This window comes from Parabacteroides sp. KHUB-03, assembly GCF_056640975.1.
The window spans coordinates 181,291-203,736 of record NZ_CM153257.1 but is presented as its reverse complement, the minus strand read 5'-3'; the positions used below and the strand labels follow the sequence as shown (position 1 = coordinate 203,736).

The following is a 22,446-nucleotide window of genomic DNA, read 5'->3' as shown; positions in this document are numbered from 1 at the left end:
AATGAAAGAGATCATCAAACTGGATAATATCAAACGCGACTTCCGGGTCGGCGACGAAACCGTACATGCCTTACGCGGCGTCTCCTTCACCATACACGAAGGCGAGTTCGTCACCATCATGGGAACCTCCGGATCAGGAAAAAGCACGTTGCTAAACACACTGGGTTGCCTCGACACACCTACGTCCGGCGAATACTATCTGGATGGTGTTTCTGTCAGGACGATGGGAAAGAATGCCCGTGCAACGTTGCGCAACCGTAAAATCGGCTTTGTCTTCCAAAGTTATAACCTGCTTCCGAAGACCACCGCAGTAGAAAATGTGGAACTACCCCTGATGTATAATCCGAATTACAGTGCCGCAAAAAGAAAAGAAAAGGCAGTCAACGCACTGATTGCCGTTGGCCTGGGTGATAGATTAGAGCATAAAAGCAACCAAATGTCAGGAGGGCAGATGCAACGTGTAGCCATCGCCCGTGCACTGGTAAATGATCCGGCGGTAATACTTGCCGATGAAGCAACAGGAAACCTGGACACGCGGACCAGTTTCGAAATATTGGTATTATTCCAGAAGCTGCATGCCGAAGGACGTACTATCATCTTCGTAACACATAATCCGGAAATATCCGGGTACAGTAGCCGCAACATCACGTTGCGGGACGGACACGTTACTTCCGACATGGTAAATACCAACGTACTGGACGCAGCAGAAGCGCTGGCACGATTACCAAAAAACGATGATTAAAATAAAGCAAAAATGAACGGGACAAACTTAATAAAGATAGCTCTCAGGGCACTTGCCAATAACAAAATGCGCGGATTCCTGACAATGCTCGGCATCATTATCGGCGTGGCATCCGTCATTACCATGCTCGCCATCGGGCAAGGCTCGAAGCGAAGCATACAGGCACAGATAAGCGAAATGGGATCTAATATGATAATGATCCACCCGGGAGCCGACATCCGGGGTGGCGTACGCCAGGATGCTTCCGCAATGGAGACTCTAAAGCTCAACGACTACGAAGACATAGTAAACGAAACACGTTTCGTTTCATACACTTCCCCAACGGTAAACAGTAGCGGACAAGCCATTTACGGAGCCAATAATGCCCCGACTACCGTTTATGGCGTCAGCCCCGATTATCTGTACATCCGCCGTTATAAGATACAAGACGGAGACATGTTTACCGAACAGGATATACAAACCGCAGCCAAGGTTTGTGTCGTAGGTAAAACCGTTGTAGACAATCTTTTCCCGGGAGGAGAAAATCCGGTAGGAAAAGTAATCAGATTTCAGAAACTACCTTTCCGCATCGTTGGAGTGCTGGAAAGCAAAGGATATAATAGCATGGGAATGGACCAGGATGATCTAATCTTAGCTCCATACACAACTATACAAAAGAAAGTTCTGGCCATTACCCATTTGCAGGGCATTACCTGTTCGGCCCTAAAAGAAGAATACACCGACCAGGCCATTGATGAGATAACGGAGATACTCCGCCGCAACCACAAGTTGAAAGAAGGTGCAGATGACGACTTTACAATCCGTAGCCAGCAGGAGCTGAGCACGATGTTGACAAGTACTACGGACATGATGACAGTGTTGTTGGCGGCTGTGGCGGGTATTTCGTTGCTCGTTGGTGGAATTGGCATTATGAATATTATGTACGTCAGCGTTACGGAACGCACCCGAGAGATCGGTCTCCGTATGAGTATCGGAGCCAAAGGCATCGATATACTGGCGCAATTCCTGATAGAATCCATACTTATAAGTGTAACTGGCGGTTTAATAGGCGTAGTATTGGGTGTCGGGGCAGCCCTTGTTGTTAACGGGGTTGCCCATTTCCCAATCTACATTCAGCCGTGGAGCGTGGTTCTTTCGTTCGCAGTTTGTACCGTAACCGGTGTATTCTTTGGATGGTATCCGGCCAAAAAAGCGGCGCAACTCGATCCGATTGAAGCCATACGTTACGAATAAGTTCCGGTTCCTTTAAGTATTATATAAAGAAGAAGTAGCCACTTTGTGCCAAGCAAATAATCGTTCTCCAGTCAGCGGACAACCGTTCGACGACCGCCGGACGACTGTTCTCCGGGCAGCGGACGATTGTCCGGCGGCCGTCGAACGGTTACTACTTACCGACAAAAACACGACCAGATACTATATAAAACAATAGCAATTAACTATCTTTGTTTTTATGAATGCAACAGAAAACATAGCAATACCGGCAAAGCCGCCCTACAAAGGAGTCGGACGTCTGATTCATATTGTAGCCTGGGGATTACTGTTCGGCCTCCCGTTCTTCTTCACCGGCAAGCAACAACAAGAATTGAACCTGCTAAACTATGTCCGTTCGGAAATAGTTCCGTTGTCGTTTATGCTTGTGTTCTACGTAAACTACCTGCTGCTGGTGAATCGTTTTTTGTTCTCAAAGCATCCGTGGCGTTTCTTTTCCAGCAACATACTGTTGATAGCTTTTACAATGGTTGCGGTGCACCTGGTCTTTCAGTTACTTCCTCCCCCGGAATGGCATCATCCCCGACCGGAACGTGAATGGCAGGACGTAGTAGGTTTCTTAGTCGTAAACGTCTTCCTCTACACATTGGTAGCCGGGCTGAGCGTTGCCATAAAAATGACCGGTGGATGGTACGAAATGGAATCTATGCGCAAAGAGCTGGAGGCAAGCCGCGCTGAAGCCGAGTTGCAGAACCTGAAAAGCCAGCTTAACCCGCACTTCCTTTTTAATACACTGAATAATATTTACAGTCTGATTGCCATTAGCCCCGAACGGGCACAAGGGGCCGTACACGACCTGAGCCGCCTGCTTCGTTACGTACTTTATGAAAGCAGCCAGCCACTTGTATCGCTTGAAAAAGATTTAGACTTCGTCCGCAACTATGTAGAGTTGATGCGCATCCGCCTGCCGGAACATGTCCAACTCAAAACAAATATCCAGGAAGATACAACAGGCGTATCAATAGCTCCGTTACTATTTATCTCTCCTATCGAGAACGCATTTAAGCATGGTGTAAGCAACAACAAGCCGTCTTTTATAGACATAGATATATATCAGGAAAAAGACCGCATTACCTGCACCATCCGCAACAGTTATTTTCCCAAAGATGCCACGCAAGACAAAAGCGGTTCGGGCATCGGGCTTCTCAATCTCCAACGCCGTTTGGAATTACTTTATCCCTCCCGTCATATCTTCACATACGGACGGGAAGGAGAAGTGTATAATTGTACGTTAGAATTGAAATTATAATGGAGTTAACTTGTGCCATAATAGATGATGAACCGTTGGCTGTAAGCCTGCTGGAAAGCTATGTATTGAAAACTCCTTTCCTGGAACTGCATGGTAAATACAATAGCGCCGTCAATGCGCTACCTGAGCTTAGCATCAAACCTGTCGACCTGTTATTCCTGGATATTCAGATGCCAGAGTTGAGCGGTATGGAGTTTTCACGAATATTGGGCACAGGCATCCGTATTATTTTCACAACAGCTTTTGAGCAATATGCAGTAGACAGCTACAAGGTTAATGCCCTCGACTATCTGCTGAAACCCATCAGTTACCCGGACTTCCTGAAGTCTGCAAATAAGGCGCTGCAATGGTATGAACTATTGCAAAGCAACGAACAGGCGGCAACCAAACCGGATAGCGAACATATACAAACAACCTCATCCGCACCTTCTTCCATCGAAAGCATTTTTGTCAAGACAGAATACAAGCTGGTACAGATAGAGCTACGCAAGATACTCTACATCGAAGGCCTGAAGGACTATATAAAGATATATGTTGAAGACGAGCCCCGTCCTGTCCTATCGTTAATGAGTATGAAGTCGATGGAAGAGATGTTGCCGGCAGATCATTTCATCCGCGTGCACCGTTCATTTATCGTACAACCCGAAAAGATAAAAATTATTGAGCGTAACCGCATCGTATTCGGCAAAGAATATATTCCCATCTCCGACAACTATAAACAGAAGTTTATGGAATTTCTGGGACAAAGATCGTTATTGCCTTAAAATCTGTATGTTTATAAATCTGCAAATATGTACTTTTGAAATGTTGCAGCTCCAAGATTCGATGGAAGTTGTTTCGACGGCTCAAAAGGTAGAGGGCATAGCTAATGCAAGATTTTTTATTAAACCGGAGGCTTGACCTTGCATTAACGTACATGCCCGACATTACCTTTGCCGGAAAAAGAAAATAACGGTGATTAGAAGATATGCAGCTGATACCTGGAAAGAAGAAACACCAGTATTTTAGCAAAAATTCAACTTACAAAAAACGTCTGTCCATTAGATATGGCAGACGTTTTTGCGTCATCATAGTTGGAGTAATTGGCAGTATTCTTTTCTCATTCAAGTTTTTCATGCAAATGGCACACACTTGGCTGTCTTACGTAAATATATGGGTTATCGTGTGAGGGTTATCTTTGCGACCGTTGGCGATGTGTTTCTGCACTTTCCAGCAGAAAAGCCACAAGTTTTTTTATTTAATGCCGGATTTTAATTTTTGTTTTCACCTATTGCTTGAGATCAAATATAAGAAGCAATGGATTATCTTTCTCTTCCGTAACATTGACTATTTCTTGAAATTTCCCAACAGATGGGTACTTTTTCTTCCATTCAACAACAGTAAATGCATCTAATGGGACAACAATGTGTTTATCTGCGTGATAAATAAAATCAAATACAGGAATTGTCAGACCTTTAAAATAGACATCATCTTTGATAACAGAAAAAGTATTGGATATCTTATTTTTAGAGTCAAATATTGTCAGTTTTTTATCATCTTGATAAAAACTGCTAAACATAAAAAATCGATCATACATAGCAAAGCCATAAGTACCATAAGCATAAGTCTTCTCATGTAGCTGATCAAAAAAATCTTTAACATCCCTATAACGTTTTTTTAAAAATGAAGAAGGTATATTCTTGCCTCTAAAATCAATATGGAAAAACGGCTTTACATTCCCTCCTTCTGATGATACATAAATCGTATCATTAATTGGCTGAAAAAAATAAATAGATTTTTGATATTGATAAAAGTTTTGATTAGCGAATATAAACAAATATTCTGCCTGGTTTTTATCAATGGGCAAATATGAAAAATCTTCCTGCCCATTTTTAAATCTACGCAACTTATGGCTGTCATTAATGCTACAATATAAAAAAAACGTATTATCTATAACCGGTGAAATTGCCTGTACATCATATTCCAAGTTACGTGTTGTTATACTCTTCCCGGAATGATCATAAATTTGTAATTTTCGCTGGTTTCTGTCCAAAACAATTATAGTTTTACCATCTACCACAAAATCCGTGATTACAGAATATTCACCAGGCCCATTACCGATTTTCTCAAAACAGGATAATAAATCTCCGTTTTCAGAAAAAATAAACATGGATTTTCCGTCGGAAATATAAATATGATCATTTTCATATTTAATTCTTTTGATTGTTCCCATGATAGTATCATTTGAGAGTTTAAGCATTCTGAAATTATTGAAATATTCAGACAGCTTCAATTCTGCATTTGATGTTATGTCCGCCTCTATGACTGGAATAGAATTATTCTGTTCAGGAGATTGGCAACTGAATAGGATAATCAAACAACACAATAAAAATAATTTTTTTTCACACCCGTATATAAGCTTATATATTTCCATAAGTACTAATAATTAAAATTTACATAATATTGGCAAATATACATTATTTACCAATATTATAATTGGGGTTCTTAATCCATTATCACCTCCTAACAATCAGGAGAACTAGTACAATGATTCCCTACCAATGGAGCACAACAATAGCCTCTCTCATCATTATATTGTGCCAAGGCTTTATTATTTTTTCTCCACTTTCGTTATTTGCAAGTGCTTCAATATTCTCCAAAACTAAATCAGAAATATTTTCCTTTTCTTCTCCTTGACTGATATTCCAACCCGCAGCTAAAGCAACAGTGGCGACTATAGTAATATAAACAATTTCTTTTTCATTCTTTTTCTGATTTGAGCTATTTCTTAGATATGTTTTCCTACAAGTGGTTTTAAAGCCTTAGCAAAATATTGTTCAACAGCAGGCATTATATCTTCCATATCCTTTTCAAACTCAATTGCATGCAATTTTAATCTAAGAGACAAATCCTTTGCCCAATGAAATAATTGCAGTCCTTGAGTAGTAGGAGTAATGAAATAACCTAAATGCTGTATGACTCTTCCATAAAACTGTTTCTTTACTTTTCCAACATATAGACAATTACTCGTTGCAAGAAAATTTTTCCTAATCTTAGGTACAGCTCTATGCCTATCCGTACCTTCATACATAGACAGAACAGATACAATCTCATTCCGATCTGTGTTTGAAACGATCTCAAACCAATATACAACGGGTCCTTTTATCTCTATTAATTCTTTAAACAGTTCATAATATTTATCCGATTTGGTAATGTCAGAATCTAAATAGTCATCTAATTCAGAACAATTAAAATCATAACTAAACTCTTTCACTCCATTTGTTTTGATATGTTCCAAACTTTTGATAGTCTGTTCAGTAAAATATTCTAAATTTTTATTCACGATTTCTCTTTTTATGGTTGATACGACAAAAATATGACATAATATTTAAGTATAAAAGGTATATTGTACTTTCTTCCGTAGTATGTTTGGTATTCGCATTTGTTTCACATTTTACAGGAGTTGAGTTATTCTTTAGTCACTTTGTAGCCTTTTTCTTTAAGGTACATTGCTACATAGTCATCATCTCCGACATCCTTAAGCACATCAAAAAGATAATCACTTACATATTTTGCTACTGCGTTCGCATTCGCGTAATTAATGTTTTAGAAATAAATTCCGACTTACCTGTTCTTCCTAAGCTTCTGAAAGCATCTTCTATTTTGCTCATACTCGTTATTTTTTAGAGTTTAAACGTTTATAAGAACCTGAAAGAACACCTCTTACCTCGCTACCTACTGCCCTAATCAAAACTCGTGTTCTTTGAGTCCAGCCAGAATGTTCTTTTAATGTTGTCATAATTTTGCGATTTTAGAGTTATACAATTATAGAAATCTGTATGTTTATAAATCTGCAAATATGTACTTTTGAAATGTTGCAGCTCCAAGATTCGATGGAAGTTGTTTCGACGGTTCAAAAGGTAGAGGGCATAGCTAATGCAAGATTTTTTATTAAGCCGGAGGCTTGACCTTGCATTAGCGTACATGCCCGACATTACCTTTGCCGGAAAAATAACAACGACAGAGAACGTCAAGGGACGTACAGCTAATGAGGAAGCCCGGTTAAGAACGAAAAGGAATAATTCAGCAACCAATGTTTTTTCCTATCTGCCGGCTGAAAGCCGATGCTTAAATTCTATATTAATGGTCGACCGGTTTTTCCGTGCGTCTGGAACTTAAAACAACTGCAACAGCAGCCGTTCCAGCTCTTTTGTCATTTGTCCCATATTACATGAATAGTTATTGGAGAAAACAGCAACCGCATACTTCTTTCCGCCTACGGTAATATAACCGGCATAGCTTCTAACACGGGTAATACCGCCACTTTTTAAACGTGATTTGCCTTGCAGCTTCGAGCCTTTTAAAAAATTGCGAACCGAACCTTCCAGACCAGGTTGCGGCAGAGAAGCAATAAATGCATCAGAAACACCCGACTTTGTGGCCATATATACCAACATATCCGTAATAAAACGGGCAGAAACTTTATCGGCCGGCGCTAATCCGCTACCGTCATACATCCACAGGGGAAACGTATCTATACCTTTCTTCTCCCAATATTCTTTTGCGACACGCACGCCTCGCTCAAAAGAAGAGATCACCTCATTTTTCTTCGGCTTATATTGCAAACCCACCGTTTTCAGCAGCGCATCAGCAAATAAGTTATGGCTTACGTGGTTTGTAACACTCGCTATTTCAGCCAAAGCCGGAGAATAAGTAGTCACAATCACAGTCTTTCCCGCATTGTCATTCCACCTGTCCTCTTCTTTCTCTATCCGGTAGCACGAAGGCGTACCCGAAACCATAATTCCTTCATTACCTAACACATCAGTCAGATATTGTGCCATGAACAAAGCAGGATCAGGAATATCGCCCTTCAACTGATAACGGTCTCTATTAGCCGGTAACACTCCATACAAATAACGTTCCGATGAAAACGGAGCACCAATAATATATGCACTATCAGATGACACAGGACTTGCCGTCATATAATTATGAAAACGGATATACGAAACATCGGGATCACTGTCAACCAACACTGGTTTACTGCCCGCCAATCCGGTTTTAAACGATAGCCTATACATATTATCAAATATTGAAATGCCGTAACTTCCGGGTGCATAATAATTACCCATATCCTCACGCAGCCATTTGATAGAAGAGCCTTCGGAATCAAAGATACTTTCGTCGGAAATAACAGCTCCTTCTATCTTGCGTATGCCGGCTTTATGAATAGCATTGACCCAGGTTGGAAGAAACGAATTGGCTTCTTGCCCGAAATGGGAAGATCCTAATGAAGGATCGCCGCTGCCTTTAATATATAAATTGCCTTTCAGCACACCGTTTTCAATAATGCCATCATATTCCAATGAAGTAGGAAAACGATAGTCTTCTCCTAAAATTTCAAGGGCAGTAGCCGTAGAAACTGTCTTCATCACAGAAGCAGGAGAAACCTGCCTGTCTTCTTCATAACTATGTACAATTTTCCCGTCCTGCAAATCCTTTACAACAAGAGAGAATGTCGCTCCCTTCATATACGGATTACGTAATAATTGTTTTACGGGTTGCGAAGTCTGTGCATTTGCAGGCCAACATAAGCAAATCAACAAGCAGAAGCCTAATATTTTAATGTGTATCATCTCAATCTATTTTACTTTACTATCTTTGTGGCAAAGATAAAAAATTAAATATGAACCCACTATTCGATAAACCGTTTACATTCGACAGAGTAGTGCGCATTCTGTTCAGCGTAGCAACCCTTGCCGGCATTATCTACCTGATCGCACTATTGCGTAATGCCTTATTGCCTTTCCTTATCGCCTGGCTACTTGCTTACCTGATGCAACCATTTGTCCGGTTTTTCCAATATAAAATGAAATTAAAAAGCCGTATACTAGCAATTATCGCAGTATTATTATCCACCATATTGATTATTGCATTAATGGGAATAATAGTAGTTCCATCTGTCACGCAAGAGATAAACCGGACGCTTGAACTCATGAAAGAACATAACGGTTATAATCATATACCTTTACTACCAAGTGCCTGGGTAGAATTTATAGACAAGCATGTCGACCCGGAACAGTTGGTACAGATAATGAGCAAAGAAAATATCGAAAATGCAATTAAACAAATTGCTCCCCAAATGTGGGTATTATTGACAAATACTTTTTCCGTCCTCTTCAGTATTACAATTATCTTTGTAATCTTCCTGTATTTTATATTCATTTTACTGGATTACGAACGCATTGCCAATGGATGGATTCATTTAATACCATCGCGTTACCGTCCATTCGTTCAAGACTTGGCCGAGGATGTAGAATATAGTATGAACCGCTACTTCCGCGGACAATCATTAATAGCGCTGTGCGTTGGGATCTTATTTGCTATCGGATTCAAAATCGTAGGATTTCCGCTGGCCGTAGTGTTAGGTTTGTTTATTGGATTCCTTAATCTGATTCCATACATGCAAGCAATCGGAATAATCCCCATGGTTTTGTTGAGCCTCCTTAAATCAGCAGAGACAGGGGAAAACTTCTGGATGATATTCGGTTCCGGCATTTTAGTTCTGGGAATCGTACAATGCATACAGGATTTATACCTTACCCCCCGTATCATGGGAAAAGCTATGGGAATGAATCCTGCCATTATTTTATTATCTTTATCTATTTGGGGAACCTTGCTCGGTTTTGTCGGACTAATTGTAGCCTTACCGCTTACCACCCTGTTTTTATCCTACTACAAACGTTTTATCCTCATGGAAGAAAGTAGTGTAATTGATAAAAAGAAAAAGAATCCAACAGCATCAGGCGAAAAAACAGAGCCTGAAAAGTAAAAAAAATGCGCATAGTGTTGCATATATAAAAAATTTCCCTACCTTTGCACCCGCATTACAGAAGTAACGCATTAGGATGATTCGCTAGCTCAGCAGGTAGAGCACATCCCTTTTAAGGATGGGGTCCTGGGTTCGAACCCCAGGCGGATCACTGAAAACAAAAGAGAAATCAAGCAAATCCCTGATAATCAGACATTATCAGGGATTTCTTTTTTTCTGGCAGGTAGCAGAAAATAGCCGTTTCAAGCATATTATCGGTGGATAAATCGTGGTAAAGAAATACGGTGCGGATGGGGTTATGCTTTATATCACGTTACTCTGCGACATTTATGCCAATAGTTATTACATAGAAGTTATGGACGATTATCTGTTCGATTTATCCGAGCAATTGGATATAGACAAACAAAAAAACGCTGGAATACCTTCTTTTTATGCTTGAAATAGACCTTTTTCATCAAGGGATATTCTCATCCAAGCACATTCTCACCTCTAAAACCATTCAGAAACGCTTTGTATTGACAAAATAGGAACGTACTATAAATCAGTCAATCGCAAAAAAAAATGAAAATAATTAATCCTGCAATAACCCCGATTATTACTGACAAAACCCTACAAAATAATGCTTTAAGTACACAAAGGAAAGGAAATAATGAGAGAGTAAACGCGCGCGAGAAATTGAAAATGTCGCAATGGCAAATGAGTCTGAAAATTTTGCCACGCAATGCGAACAATGGAAGACCGAGTTGCTTGCCGATGACGACTGGAAGGCTTCGGCTTGCCGCCAATCAACACTTGGCATTTGTTTTATAATGCCATGATCCCCGGTAAAGGGCACATACGGGCTAACAAATAGATATTTGCCGACCTTTTTTGCTTTTGAGTAAAAAATTTCGTTTTGCAAGCCGTATCTTTGTCGTCTGGAAATATTAATTAAATAACAAAAAACAAATGTCGAACATTTCTTCTGCAGCTTTTGCAGACACCAAAGCGCATTATGACCTTCTTGACGGATTTCGTGGCGTGGCGGCTCTTATGGTCATATGGTATCATATCTTTGAAGGCTACGCTTTTGCCGGAGGTACCATGATCGAGAGCTTCAACCACGGATATTTAGCCGTAGATTTTTTCTTTATCCTTTCAGGTTTTGTTATCGGTTACGCTTATGATGATCGCTGGGGCAAGAATCTTACAATGAAAGATTTCTTTAAACGTCGTTTGATACGTCTTCATCCTATGGTAATTATGGGAGCTGTCCTGGGCGTTATTACATTCTGCCTTCAAGGCAGTGTGCAATGGGACGGAACGCATGTTGCCATATCGATGATAATGTTATCTCTGCTTTGTACGATATTTTTTATTCCTGCAATGCCGGGGGTAGGTTACGAAGTCCGTGGAAATGGCGAAATGTTCCCGTTGAACGGACCTTGCTGGTCGTTGTTTTTTGAATATATAGGCAATATCCTTTATGCCTTATTTATCCGTCGCTTGTCAAACAAGGTGCTGACCGTACTTGTTGTATTGTCGGGAGTGGCATTGGCATCATTCGCCATTTTTGATGTCTCCGGTTATGGAAACATAGGAGTGGGTTGGACATTGGACGGCGTAAACTTTGTGGGCGGATTATTAAGGATGCTTTTCCCGTTCTCAATGGGTATGCTCCTGTCGCGCAATTTCAAGCCTTTTAAGTTGAGAGGAGCGTTCTGGATATGCACAATTATATTGATAGCCTTGTTCTCGGTGCCTTATCTGGGAGGAAAAGGAACGGTTTGTACAAACGGTATTTATGAAGCATTTTGTATAATTATAGCTTTCCCCATCCTCGTCTGGCTAGGAGCATCCGGAAGTACGACAGACAAGAAATCTGCAAAGATATGTAAATTCTTGGGGGATATATCTTATCCGCTCTATGTGATACATTATCCTTTTATGTATTTATTCTATGCGTGGTTGATCAAAAATCAGCTTTTCACTTTCGGCCAGACCTGGCAAGTCGCTTTGTGCGTTTACGCATGGAATATACTGATAGCATATCTATGCCTGAAATTCTATGATGAGCCTGTTCGGAAATATCTGACAAAACGTTTCTTAAACAAGAAACAATAACAGGGATAACTGCAACAGGAGGGCGCAGGGCGAGTTACCGGAAACAGCACTTCACTACTCCATGTACCCAGATTAAACTTTACTGATTTTCCATTGTTAATACACTAATAAAAGATTCACGGAAAATAGTAATAGTTCAAAATTATGTGTACAAGAGTAGTTTATTCAGGAACAAACGGGATGGTAGCAACCGGCCGGACAATGGATTGGAAGACAGAAATGCATAGCAATCTCTGGGTATTCCCCAAAGGAATGGAGCGTAACGGAGAGGCTGGAGCTAATTCCCTGAAATGGACTTCCAGATATGGCAGTGTGGTTACTTCAGCTTTCGAAATAGCAAGCACGGACGGAATGAACGAGAAAGGGTTGGTTGCCAATTTACTCTGGTTGCCCGAAACCAAATATCCGGTCAGAGATAAAAACAAACCGGGGCTTACCATAACGGCATGGGTACAATATATGCTGGATAATTTTGCAACTGTGGAAGAAGCGGTTTCTTTTATCAAGGAAGACACATTTCAGGTAGTATCGGATATGATGCCGGATGGTTCCCGCTTGGCCACACTACATCTGTCTGTTTCGGATGCAACAAGCGACTGTGCCATATTCGAGTATATAGATGGAAAACTAACCGTTTACCACAGTAAAGAATATAAAGTGATGACCAACTCGCCAACATATAATAAGCAGCTGGCTCTTAACGAATATTGGAAATCAATCGGAGGACTTAGCTTTTTACCGGGTACGAATCGTGCATCCGACCGCTTTGCAAGAGCCAGCTTTTATATAGATGCACTACCTAAAACGGACGATGAGAAAATAGTTATCGCCAGCATATTCAGTGTTATACGCAACGCCTCTGTGCCTTACGGCATATCCACCCCCCAAAGTCCGGAGATATCCACTACACAATGGAGAACAGTCTCTGAAAGCAAGAATCTTATTTACTTTTTTGAATCAAGCTTAACTCCCAATACTTTCTGGGTAAAGCTACGGGATTTAGACTTATCAGCAGGTGCTCCGGTGCTCAAATTGTCTATTGCCAACGGCGAAACTTACCACGGTAATGCCGCCAAGGAGTTCAAACCGACCCAACCTTTCAAATTTATGGGTGTACGTGATTAGCCCTTTTAGCAATACTCTCCTGGTTTTATAACATACAAAAAAGGCAAAACAATGACACAGGTTAAGATCAAACGGGTATATGAAGAACCGGTGCATAATCATGCACGTATATTACAAAGTTTTTTAGAGTCCGGATTATGAACTTTGCTTATTATCGAGATATTCTTTTTTAAAGAGATCAACACATAAAAAGAATATCGACAATAGTAACGGACCAAAAATAATACCCATAAATCCGAATAAAGATAGACCGATAACTACACCAAATATAGTAATCAACGGATGTGTGTCCGCCATTTTCTTCTGTAGAATAAAGCGGATCAGATTATCTACATTCGTAATTACTACAAGTGCATAGATTGTCAGCCCGATTGCATTAATCCAATCGCCTGTCAAAGCCATATAAACAACCAAAGGGAACCAAACCAATGCTGTTCCCACAATAGGGATGATAGTTGCTATACACGTGAGAAAACCAAACAGGACAGGATCAGATGTCTTGAATATAAAATAGCCGATCAATGCCACTAATCCCTGAATAATTGCCAACAAAGGAATGCCTATGGCATTGGAAGTTACTATCATATTGATTTCACTCAGTATGCTTGATTTATTCTTCGGGTTAAAAGGCAATATATCATATATATAGCTTTCCATTTTACGTCCTCCTATCAACATGAAATACAGGACAAAAAGCAATACAACAATATTTACCACAAAACTGCTGATACTCCCCATCAGCGCTTGTCCTATCTTAGGAAGTATTCCGGCTACCGACATCAGGTTCTCTTTATCCAATACATTAAACCCTGTTTTCTGCTGAATCAGATCAATTACATGTTGTGCATTACTTATCAATGCACCCGTATCTAAGTTGACATATTGTATTTTATTTATCAACAACCACACAGCCAGTGAGATCGGAATAAGAAAGCAAAGCACGGCTTCTCCCAACATCAGCAGAGCTACCCAACTATGGCGAAAACGCCTTTTTTCCGTCAAATACAACATCTGCTTCCGAACCAGAATATAAATTGTAACCGCACCAAGTAATCCGCCAAGAAAAGGCGTTATTTTCAAAAACAAGATAATGCCCAGAACAAGAATAATCGTAATAAGTGAGTATTGCCAGTATTGTTCTTTTATATTACTCATGATAATATTTCTTTTTATTATAAAAACAAATAAACAAACGGCAAAGTTTATCCACCGTATTAAAGGGAAGCGGCCGCCTCCAAAAGGAAACGACCGCTAATTGAGAAAGACTTACTAAATTGCGTCAATTATTGAGTTATAGTTTAAAGCGCAAACCAATCTTGGCTCCAAAAGAAACAAGGTTTACTTTATTCGTAAAATGAGTATTTAGCAAACCATCGTAAGAAATACCTTTCCCTACATTGTTATCAGCATCCGGATGATAGTTTTCAGGAGCCGTCAATAAAGATTTACTTTTCTTTTTCTTCAAATCATTAAATCCATAATCAAAATAACCGCCTAACAGCAAATCCATATTTTGGCCCAAGTCAACCATAAAGCCTAATTCCAATGAACCAGTCACGCTCATCTGTAATTTTGCATTCCCTTTCCCATTCAATACATTTTCCGGAGTTTCGGTTGTACCGAAGCCATGTTGCGGAACCGGCTGTAATCCCGGTGCACCGACATCTTCAGGAATATGAGCATAATATCCTGATACATTCAGCTTGGTTTCTTTGTTATCCAGAAATGAATATTTAGCCCGGATAGGGAATTGCAGTTTAACACCAAGTCCGGCGTACATTCCCCATCGTTGAGTTTCCCCAAACCGCGTCTGATACTTTCCCATAACCGGAATATCCAGAAAATAACCATATTGTTTCTCATCCCAGTTTGCCAGGCGGGCTCTCAACTCATAATCCTTCGGATTGCCGGATATATCATCATTGTCTATCTGCATTCCAAGACTGGAATAGTCATCTTTCGATATGGTTCCATTTGTATAAACCATCGTTTTAAAATGGGTAAAGCCCAGGCCGGACGCGATTCCCCAGTGTTCATCAAAGAAATAACTGTATTCCAGATTCATTCCATAACCCACTTTCGAATCGCGGTTCCCGTCAATGCCTTTCAATTTATAATTTAAAGAAGAACTACCGACATTGCCAGTCACCGAAATATAAGAACCACTTTCTTGTGCGGTAGCAGTAAATGCCATTACTGATATGGCAACAAACAGATAATATATTTTATTCATGATTTCCTGATTTAAATGTTATTTTACAATAAGTTTTTGCGTATATACCTTACCCGAATGCAGACGTATATGTACAATATAATTTCCGGATGGAACAGCTGCTACGATGTCCGTTCTCTGACCAGCAGATTTACCGGAATAAACCCGGCCGCCCGACATGTCATAAATATAGATCGGCACATTTGCCTGATTATCTTCCATACCGTTTATCTCAACTGTAATCGTTTCATACGGTTTTACCGGATTCGGATATACACGAACAGACGACGACTTTGTTTGTCCGTCAAAATAAACCGGGCAACTCTCATCGAAACTTCCATCCGGATAGTATGCACGCACAGAATAGCTTCCTCTCAAACCTTCCGTATCCGTATAATATATACCATTACCATAAGTAGATACCGGCATGCCGTCTTTATACCATTGAAACGATTTATACCGGCTATCCGTATTGGTAACATATAAAACATCATCCCACTTTATTTGTATTTGTAAAGCATTCTGAATGACGTAAACCGTATCACTATTTATATAACCGCAAGTTCCTGCCACCTGTACATAATATTCTCCTTTTGTTTCATTAGAAATCTCGGCTTCGTATACATTGCCGGTTGCTCCGGAAATCGGGCGTCCATTATGATACCATTGATAAGCCAGCCCGTGACCGGCCGCCGATACAGTCAGCTCAAAGACAGAGCCATTACATACAGATTCCACAGTCTGGGGATGTTCCAATATCTGTATACCTTCCAATACCTCAAATTCAAACGGATATTCTTCTATCAGTTGAGGATTCTCTTCACATTTAAGTTTCAAAACTCCCTGATAAAGCCCGTTCGGTACAGAAGCCAGAACTTCAAACACAAAATATCCAGCCGGCAGTAATATATATTCTTCCAGGTCTTTAAACCCTGCAGCCTTCGCATCTTCAGAAAAAGCAATAGCATAATGCATCGGATTATCGGTATAAAGCGTATTAAATTCACCCCTGACAACCTTCTCTGTCGGACAAACAGCTGCCAAATCCATCAATTCCACACCCGGCACAGGATCCGTTCCCGGTCCGGGAATATTTATCTCTTTCCACAAGGCTGTTAAAGAAACATTTTGTTCGGGCATAGTAAACGTATATCCGGCATGATAAACCCTGTTATCATCCGAACTATTCCATCCCTCAAACAAATAACCTCTTTTGGAAGGTTTGTCCTCTGCAACCGTATAAATCGTGCCTGCTTGTACCTGTTGGGATGCAGGTACAGTTCCGCCCGTATTTTCATTTCCATGATAAGATACCGTGTAGGTATTACCACCGTTCCAGAGAGCTTTCACTTTTACATTTTCCGCCACTTGGGTTGCAGGATTCCAGGGTGTATCGCTACCATCGTCTAAAACCCATCCTCCAAACGTATAAGTGTCGTGAACAGGATCAGCAGAAGGAGAAGTTACCGTTGCATCCGTATGAGTAATTTTAAAATACTTGCTTGTATTAACATTCACGTCCTGGGCATAATATTCCACACCGGTATAATTCAACGAAGGCAACCCGTTCCATCTGCCTCCATTTGCATCAAACCGGACCCAAAGTATTTCTACAGAACCTGCATCCGAAGAACCGTTTACCCTGGCATAACCTCTTTGATCAGCAGGTTGTGAAGGTGTTACAACAGAACCGTCAGCCAAACCAAAGATGCTTTCATTGTCATTCGGTAAAATAGGGATTGTTTGCAGTAATACATAATAACCGGTTGTATTGTCATTCGGATTTCCGGCATAAACGTTACTTTGGTTGTCTTGTAAAACCGGAGTCGAAGTTCCAAAGATATTCATGGTCGTAACATTATTTGCCAACGGTATACCATCGTCAATACCGATATTGCCTCCTAAATCATTAAGCACACCATGGCTTGTAATAGTAATATTCGCATAATCGCCCGGCATTATATCGTCGTTTTCATCCGTCACATAATTACCGGCCAGAATATTGTTTTCCATCGACAATTCCGGATAAACTTTATTCGAACCGGTATCATAATGATAAGCAATAGCGCCACCCCGTGAACCACCTAAAGCTGTCAGTTGAGGATTATTTTTCCCTGAGGCTTTATTCCCTACAAATGTATTATTCTTCAGATCGGCTTTCGTCTTTTTAGAAAACTGGATAGCTCCACCACCGGCATCTGTAGGAGGATTATTATTGGAAATTATGCCCTGTCCCCATGAGATATTACTATAAAATGTATTATTTGAGATCGTATTACTACTATTTGTGCCCCAGTTTTGTATCATCAGCGCACCGCCGTCATCATACGACTCATTAGACACAAATGTCGAATTTGTTAACGTAAAATTATGGTCACCATTATCTGAATATAACCCAATCGCACCAGCATCTGCCCAAGGGCCATAATTGGCGCCACCCGGATTCACTGTTTTATTTCCTTCAAAATAACAGGCATCAATTGTGAAATTGGCCGTTGGCGGATTTACGATATGAAAAGCGATGGCTCCGCCCAGATGCTTCGTACTGTTATACAAAAACACACTGTTCCGTATATCGACAACAGAACCGCTGCCACCTACTTTTACATTGATTGCACCTCCGCTGTAACCGGTACCATTAGAACTATTCCTGTTGAATGTGGAATAGTCCACATTCAAAGCCTTAATTCCTCCTTCAAAACACAAGGCTCCACCGGCCAATGGGCTATAGTTATACTCGAAAGTAGACTTTTCTATTTTCAGCCGGTTATTAAATGCTCCGTTTATAGCTCCATAATTACGTATATGGGTAAAATGAACATTACCGAAAGAAATCTCTCCGGTTCCGCTAGCTATTTCCACACCACCGCTTTCGGCAGGCGAAGGAGTTCCGGCATTCTCATCGTAATAACCTCTCAGTGTCAGATTACGGAATTCAATAAAACCATCACCTTTGGTTACCTTAAAATGTCGGCTACCCGGATTAGGTAAAAGCTCCAGATTATTTCCATCGATAACAATCCGGCTCGAATTGGTATTTGCCAGAGTTATTACATTATCTAACGTAGAAGGAAACTGGCTCGAAAGTGTAATTGTAACTGTTGTACCTCCTGCCGCATCAGCCACCGCATTTTCTAATTCGCTCTGAGAACTGACTTCTGTTTGTGCAAAAAGAGGTTTCCCTAAATTACCAAGCAGAATCAGAACAAAAAGCAAGAAATACTGTCTTTGGGTAAAAATTGACTTCATAAGCTACTGTTTTTATATATTGTTTATAATGCTTTTATCCCGGAACTCCGTCGGGCATAAAAATACAGCAGCGCATTTGGAAGAAGCAGGCTAAAAATGTGTATTTGCCTGGATTGACATTTCTATATCAGCCGAATATACTAAACATTTACACTTATTTTGAACAATTATATAAAAGCAGGGCTGCTTGTTGCAATAAATAGAACAAGCAGCCCTGTCTTCGTATCACTTTCCGTGTTTGGGAGATTATATTTTCTTATCTACAACGGCTTGCATTACATTAATCACATAATCACCCAGTTTCTCACTCTCGCTAACCATATCCATGTAATATACACCATCCTGATATTGATATTTCTTATTGTTAATGTCCTCAATATTGCGATTCTTCAACTGGTTGCGGTAATTGTTGATTTCATTTTCAATATTATAAGACGGGTTGATATCGTCATGTACCAGTTCCGGCTTATGCAAAACGATATTCATGCGTTCCAATGCTTTCGTCACGAGATCAAACATGTGATCCATATGTTTGTTCTGTTCATCAGAAAACTCGGAATTGAACTCATTTCTTCGCTTTATTGTACGGGAAAGATTGTTACACGCGTCGGCAATACTTTCTATTTCAGAAACAGCACGCAGCATGATACGGATTTCTTCTTTACTCTCGGAACTCAAACGGCCTTCGGAAACCTGCGTAAGATAGTTGGCAATCTCTACTTCCATCCGGTCACTGATATTTTCATATTTCTCCACCCGTCCGTACGTTTTAAGAAAAACTTCTTCATTTTTTTCATAAAACAACTCTTTCACCATGTTGAACATACGTGCCGTGCGTTCTGCAAACAACGTAATTTCTTTATGAGCCTGCAAAATGGAAAGTTCTGCCGTAGACAGCATGCCGCCGGTGATATAGCGCAGACGATATTCTTCATCTTCCGGTTTTCCTTTAATCAATGAACAAACTGTTTTCTCGATCAGACCAAGAAACCATATCATAATAAATGTATTACTGATATTAAATGCTGTATGGAATGCTGCCAGTTTAAACGAAACGGCAACAGCAGGATCAGTAATCTTCATAACATTAGTAACAAACCATGACACGGCACTCGTAAATGGATAGAACAAAACAAGCACCCATATCACCCCGAAGACATTAAAAACCAAATGGGCCAAAGCTGCCCTTCGCGCTTGTGTATTACCTGTTAAGGCCGCTAAGTTTGCAGTAATAGTAGTTCCTATATTTTCGCCTAATACCAAAGCTACGCCCAAATAATAGTCTATCCACCCGTTTGCACACATGATCAATGTAATTGCCATCGTAGCAGCCGAAGCCTGTACTATCATAGTCAGCACGGCACCGATAAACAAAAACAAAATAATGGAGAAGAAGCCCATATCCGTGTAGTTTTGCACAAAAGCCAGCATATCCGGATTCGCACCCAAATCGGGTGCATTTGCCTTCAAATCCTGAAGGCCCATAAACAAAAATGCAAAACCAAAAATAAATTCACCTAATGATTTGCGGGAACTTTTCCCGGAGAAGAAGAGCGGAAGCCCAAATGCGAGGAGAGGAAGTGCGAATGCTGCGATGTCTACTTTAAAGCCGAGTGCCGAAATAAGCCATGCTGTAACGGTTGTCCCGATGTTGGCGCCCATAATGACTCCGATTGATTGGGTAAGCGTTAATAACCCTGCATTTACAAAACTTACCACCATCACGGTAGTTGCCGATGAAGATTGAATCAATGCCGTTATCAGTACTCCAGTTAATACGCCCGTCACCCTGTTTGTGGTCATTGCGGTTAAAATCCTTCGCAAACTGTCACCTGCGAACTTCTGCAATCCTTCACTCATGATTTTCATTCCGAACAAAAACAAGGCCAGCGACCCTATCAGCCGGAGAAAATCAAAAAAAGAATAGTCCATTTAAAATTTGTTTAAGTGGATGTATATCCGATTAATATTCCTAACTTTAGGGGACAAAATTATAAATAATAACTGAGATACAATGTCTGAAACAATTACAATTTATTGTAAAAATAACAATGTTTACAAAGAAGTTCCCGTCGGATCTTCACTACTTGATATATATGCAGCCGTTGCTGCTCCGCTTCATTATCGTCCGATGAACGCACAAGTCAACAACCGGACAGAAGGATTGAATTTCAAATGCTGGAGACCAAAAGACATTGAATATGTCGATTATACGGAGCTTTCCGGATTGCGTACTTATGTACGTTCCTTATGCCATATTTTTTCAAAAGCAGTAAACGATGTTCTTCCTTGTGCCACGTTAAATCTGGAACATCCTATTTCCAAAGGTTATTACTGCGTTATTCACAACGGCAAGGATATAGATCAGGAGACGATAAACAAAATAAAGAAACGGATGCGTGAAATTATCGACGCCGACCTTCCTTTCCATCTTAAAACCGTACGTACCGTAGATGCCGCCGTATTGTTCCGCGAACGGGGAATGAATGACAAGGCACGTTTAATAGAAACAACCGGAATGTCGTACACTTCATATTACGAATTAGACGGATATATAAATTTCTTTTATGGTTGTCTGACTCCATCTACGGGTTATATAAACCTGTTTGACATTGTTCCTTATGCCGACGGTGTTTTACTCCGCATCCCCAAGCGGAGCAATCCCCTGGAACTGGAACCTGTCATCCCTCAGGACAAAATGTTCGAAGCATACAAAGAACATCTTACTTTACAACGTACTGTGGGTTTAAACAATGTAGGCGACCTGAACCTGGCCATTGAAAAGGGACTTTCACGCGAAATCATACTTGTTTCCGAAGCCATGCAAGAAAAGCAGGTGGCAAAGATAGCCGAAGAAATTGCCCACCGTTATAAAGACGGTGTACGTCTGGTTCTGATTTCAGGCCCGTCATCGTCAGGAAAGACAACTTTCTGCAAACGGCTGGAAGTACAACTTACCACCAACCTGCTGCATCCGGTAGGTATTTCTTTAGACGATTATTTCCTGAACCGGGAAGATACACCTAAAGACGAAACGGGCGATTACGACTTTGAGTCGCTTTACGCGCTCGATTTGCCTTATTTCAACAGTGATCTTAAGAAGCTGCTGGCCGGCGAAGAGATAGAACTACCCAGCTTTAACTTCGAAACCGGTTCACGTATTTATAAAGGGAAAAAATTGAAACTGCATGACAATTCCATACTTGTTATCGAAGGCATCCATGCTTTGAATCCGGAACTTACGGCGTTTATAGACGACAAATACAAATATCGTGTGTATGTTTCCGTCTTGACGTCTATTTCTTTAGATAATCATAACTGGATACCGACAACAGACAACCGGTTGCTTCGCCGTATCATCCGCGACTATCGTTTCCGTGGTTACTCGGCACAAGAAACCATTTCGAGATGGCCCAGCGTACGCCGCGGAGAAGACAAATGGATATTCCCTTACCAGGAAAATGCAGACGCCATGTTTAATAGTGCCATGCTATACGAACTGGCTGCACTCCGCCGCTTTGCCGAACCGATTTTATCGGAAGTCAAAGAGAGCGACCGCACAAATGCGGAAGCCTATAGATTGCTTCGCTTCTTGAGATACTTTAATTACATACCGGATGAAGAATTACCCGGAACCTCTTTATTGAGAGAATTTTTAGGCGGAGGAAGTTTCAGGTATTAATAAC

19 protein-coding genes and 1 tRNA gene are annotated in these 22,446 nt (G+C 40.7%); 11 read left to right on the top strand and 9 right to left on the bottom strand.

What is annotated here, in order from left to right; all coding sequences use genetic code 11:
- Nucleotide 1: 1 nt before the first annotated feature.
- From ACYIB7_RS00810 to ACYIB7_RS00795, 4 genes are all read left to right on the top strand, one after another.
- Entirely contained in the window at nucleotides 2–742 is a 741-nt protein-coding gene (locus tag ACYIB7_RS00810; protein WP_480337809.1) for an ABC transporter ATP-binding protein, read from the top strand.
- A 12-nt stretch (nucleotides 743–754) separates the two neighbouring features.
- Nucleotides 755–1,975, top strand: a complete 1,221-nt coding sequence (locus ACYIB7_RS00805) for an ABC transporter permease (protein ID WP_480337807.1) — start codon at nucleotides 755–757, stop codon at nucleotides 1,973–1,975.
- A 217-nt stretch (nucleotides 1,976–2,192) separates the two neighbouring features.
- Nucleotides 2,193–3,260 carry a sensor histidine kinase gene (locus ACYIB7_RS00800; protein WP_103983275.1) on the top strand — a complete coding sequence of 356 codons (1,068 nt, stop codon included), beginning with the start codon at nucleotides 2,193–2,195 and terminating at the stop codon, nucleotides 3,258–3,260.
- Nucleotides 3,260–4,024: a LytR/AlgR family response regulator transcription factor gene (locus ACYIB7_RS00795; protein WP_103983274.1), complete on the top strand. Its 765-nt coding sequence runs from the start codon at nucleotides 3,260–3,262 to the stop codon at nucleotides 4,022–4,024. The genes ACYIB7_RS00800 and ACYIB7_RS00795 overlap by 1 nt, the downstream gene beginning before the upstream one ends.
- Nucleotides 4,025–4,527: 503 nt before the next feature.
- On the opposite strand, the gene ACYIB7_RS00790 is transcribed toward ACYIB7_RS00795, so the two are convergent.
- From ACYIB7_RS00790 to dacB, 5 genes are all read right to left on the bottom strand, one after another.
- A complete protein-coding gene (locus tag ACYIB7_RS00790) occupies nucleotides 4,528–5,673 on the bottom strand; it encodes a 6-bladed beta-propeller (protein ID WP_480337806.1) in 1,146 nt (381 codons plus the stop codon).
- A gap of 121 nt (nucleotides 5,674–5,794) precedes the next feature.
- A complete protein-coding gene (locus ACYIB7_RS00785; protein ID WP_480338493.1) occupies nucleotides 5,795–5,941 on the bottom strand; it encodes an NVEALA domain-containing protein in 147 nt (48 codons plus the stop codon).
- A gap of 86 nt (nucleotides 5,942–6,027) precedes the next feature.
- Nucleotides 6,028–6,582: a hypothetical protein gene (locus ACYIB7_RS00780; RefSeq protein ID WP_480337804.1), complete on the bottom strand. Its 555-nt coding sequence runs from the start codon at nucleotides 6,580–6,582 to the stop codon at nucleotides 6,028–6,030.
- A gap of 333 nt (nucleotides 6,583–6,915) precedes the next feature.
- Nucleotides 6,916–7,038 carry a hypothetical protein gene (locus tag ACYIB7_RS00775; RefSeq protein ID WP_480338497.1) on the bottom strand — a complete coding sequence of 41 codons (123 nt, stop codon included), beginning with the start codon at nucleotides 7,036–7,038 and terminating at the stop codon, nucleotides 6,916–6,918.
- Nucleotides 7,039–7,414: 376 nt separating this feature from the next.
- Nucleotides 7,415–8,875, bottom strand: coding sequence for a D-alanyl-D-alanine carboxypeptidase/D-alanyl-D-alanine endopeptidase (dacB, locus tag ACYIB7_RS00770; protein ID WP_103983272.1), 1,461 nt, complete (start codon nucleotides 8,873–8,875; stop codon nucleotides 7,415–7,417).
- A 50-nt stretch (nucleotides 8,876–8,925) separates the two neighbouring features.
- On the opposite strand from dacB, the gene ACYIB7_RS00765 reads away from it, so the two are divergent.
- The 6 genes from ACYIB7_RS00765 (at nucleotide 8,926) to ACYIB7_RS00740 (ending at nucleotide 13,299) form a co-directional block, all read left to right on the top strand.
- On the top strand, nucleotides 8,926–10,071 hold the full coding sequence (locus tag ACYIB7_RS00765; RefSeq protein WP_103983271.1) for an AI-2E family transporter: 1,146 nt from the start codon (nucleotides 8,926–8,928) through the stop codon (nucleotides 10,069–10,071).
- 78 nt (nucleotides 10,072–10,149) lie between these two features.
- Nucleotides 10,150–10,222 (top strand) — tRNA-Lys (locus tag ACYIB7_RS00760).
- Nucleotides 10,223–10,339: 117 nt separating this feature from the next.
- The gene (locus tag ACYIB7_RS00755; RefSeq protein WP_480337802.1) at nucleotides 10,340–10,510 is read left to right on the top strand and encodes a Lin1244/Lin1753 domain-containing protein; all 171 of its coding nucleotides are present in this window, start codon (nucleotides 10,340–10,342) and stop codon (nucleotides 10,508–10,510) included.
- A gap of 122 nt (nucleotides 10,511–10,632) precedes the next feature.
- On the top strand, nucleotides 10,633–10,881 hold the full coding sequence (locus tag ACYIB7_RS00750) for a hypothetical protein (RefSeq protein WP_480337800.1): 249 nt from the start codon (nucleotides 10,633–10,635) through the stop codon (nucleotides 10,879–10,881).
- Nucleotides 10,882–11,019: 138 nt separating this feature from the next.
- Complete coding sequence (locus tag ACYIB7_RS00745) at nucleotides 11,020–12,174, top strand: acyltransferase family protein (RefSeq protein WP_480337798.1); 1,155 nt, start codon at nucleotides 11,020–11,022, stop codon at nucleotides 12,172–12,174.
- Between the two features lie 144 nt (nucleotides 12,175–12,318).
- On the top strand, nucleotides 12,319–13,299 hold the full coding sequence (locus tag ACYIB7_RS00740) for a linear amide C-N hydrolase (protein WP_103983267.1): 981 nt from the start codon (nucleotides 12,319–12,321) through the stop codon (nucleotides 13,297–13,299).
- 135 nt (nucleotides 13,300–13,434) lie between these two features.
- On the opposite strand, the gene ACYIB7_RS00735 is transcribed toward ACYIB7_RS00740, so the two are convergent.
- The 4 genes from ACYIB7_RS00735 to ACYIB7_RS00720 form a co-directional block, all read right to left on the bottom strand.
- A complete protein-coding gene (locus ACYIB7_RS00735; protein ID WP_480337796.1) occupies nucleotides 13,435–14,454 on the bottom strand; it encodes an AI-2E family transporter in 1,020 nt (339 codons plus the stop codon).
- Nucleotides 14,455–14,590: 136 nt separating this feature from the next.
- On the bottom strand, nucleotides 14,591–15,532 hold the full coding sequence (locus ACYIB7_RS00730) for an outer membrane beta-barrel protein (protein ID WP_480337795.1): 942 nt from the start codon (nucleotides 15,530–15,532) through the stop codon (nucleotides 14,591–14,593).
- Between the two features lie 18 nt (nucleotides 15,533–15,550).
- Nucleotides 15,551–18,760 (bottom strand): InlB B-repeat-containing protein, encoded by a 3,210-nt coding sequence (locus ACYIB7_RS00725; protein WP_480337794.1) that lies wholly within the window; start codon nucleotides 18,758–18,760, stop codon nucleotides 15,551–15,553.
- 246 nt (nucleotides 18,761–19,006) lie between these two features.
- Nucleotides 19,007–20,692, bottom strand: a complete 1,686-nt coding sequence (locus ACYIB7_RS00720) for a Na/Pi cotransporter family protein (RefSeq protein WP_103983263.1) — start codon at nucleotides 20,690–20,692, stop codon at nucleotides 19,007–19,009.
- An 82-nt stretch (nucleotides 20,693–20,774) separates the two neighbouring features.
- On the opposite strand from ACYIB7_RS00720, the gene ACYIB7_RS00715 reads away from it, so the two are divergent.
- The gene (locus ACYIB7_RS00715; RefSeq protein WP_103983262.1) at nucleotides 20,775–22,442 is read left to right on the top strand and encodes a nucleoside kinase; all 1,668 of its coding nucleotides are present in this window, start codon (nucleotides 20,775–20,777) and stop codon (nucleotides 22,440–22,442) included.
- The last annotated feature ends 4 nt before the right edge of the window (nucleotides 22,443–22,446 follow it).

Excerpts from the sequence above, each read along its gene's own strand:
- ACYIB7_RS00740 (WP_103983267.1), top strand. The coding sequence starts at position 12,319 with ATGTGTACAAGAGTAGTTTATTCAGGAACAAACGGGATGGTAGCAACC.
- ACYIB7_RS00805 (WP_480337807.1), top strand. The coding sequence starts at position 755 with ATGAACGGGACAAACTTAATAAAGATAGCTCTCAGGGCACTTGCCAAT.
- ACYIB7_RS00775 (WP_480338497.1), bottom strand. The coding sequence starts at position 7,038 with ATGACAACATTAAAAGAACATTCTGGCTGGACTCAAAGAACACGAGTT.
- ACYIB7_RS00800 (WP_103983275.1), top strand. The coding sequence starts at position 2,193 with ATGAATGCAACAGAAAACATAGCAATACCGGCAAAGCCGCCCTACAAA.
- ACYIB7_RS00725 (WP_480337794.1), bottom strand. The coding sequence starts at position 18,760 with ATGAAGTCAATTTTTACCCAAAGACAGTATTTCTTGCTTTTTGTTCTG.
- dacB (WP_103983272.1), bottom strand. The coding sequence starts at position 8,875 with ATGATACACATTAAAATATTAGGCTTCTGCTTGTTGATTTGCTTATGT.
- ACYIB7_RS00790 (WP_480337806.1), bottom strand. The coding sequence starts at position 5,673 with ATGGAAATATATAAGCTTATATACGGGTGTGAAAAAAAATTATTTTTA.
- ACYIB7_RS00765 (WP_103983271.1), top strand. The coding sequence starts at position 8,926 with ATGAACCCACTATTCGATAAACCGTTTACATTCGACAGAGTAGTGCGC.
- ACYIB7_RS00750 (WP_480337800.1), top strand. The coding sequence starts at position 10,633 with ATGAAAATAATTAATCCTGCAATAACCCCGATTATTACTGACAAAACC.
- ACYIB7_RS00720 (WP_103983263.1), bottom strand. The coding sequence starts at position 20,692 with ATGGACTATTCTTTTTTTGATTTTCTCCGGCTGATAGGGTCGCTGGCC.
- ACYIB7_RS00735 (WP_480337796.1), bottom strand. The coding sequence starts at position 14,454 with ATGAGTAATATAAAAGAACAATACTGGCAATACTCACTTATTACGATT.
- ACYIB7_RS00715 (WP_103983262.1), top strand. The coding sequence starts at position 20,775 with ATGTCTGAAACAATTACAATTTATTGTAAAAATAACAATGTTTACAAA.
- ACYIB7_RS00795 (WP_103983274.1), top strand. The coding sequence starts at position 3,260 with ATGGAGTTAACTTGTGCCATAATAGATGATGAACCGTTGGCTGTAAGC.
- ACYIB7_RS00745 (WP_480337798.1), top strand. The coding sequence starts at position 11,020 with ATGTCGAACATTTCTTCTGCAGCTTTTGCAGACACCAAAGCGCATTAT.
- ACYIB7_RS00730 (WP_480337795.1), bottom strand. The coding sequence starts at position 15,532 with ATGAATAAAATATATTATCTGTTTGTTGCCATATCAGTAATGGCATTT.
- ACYIB7_RS00810 (WP_480337809.1), top strand. The coding sequence starts at position 2 with ATGAAAGAGATCATCAAACTGGATAATATCAAACGCGACTTCCGGGTC.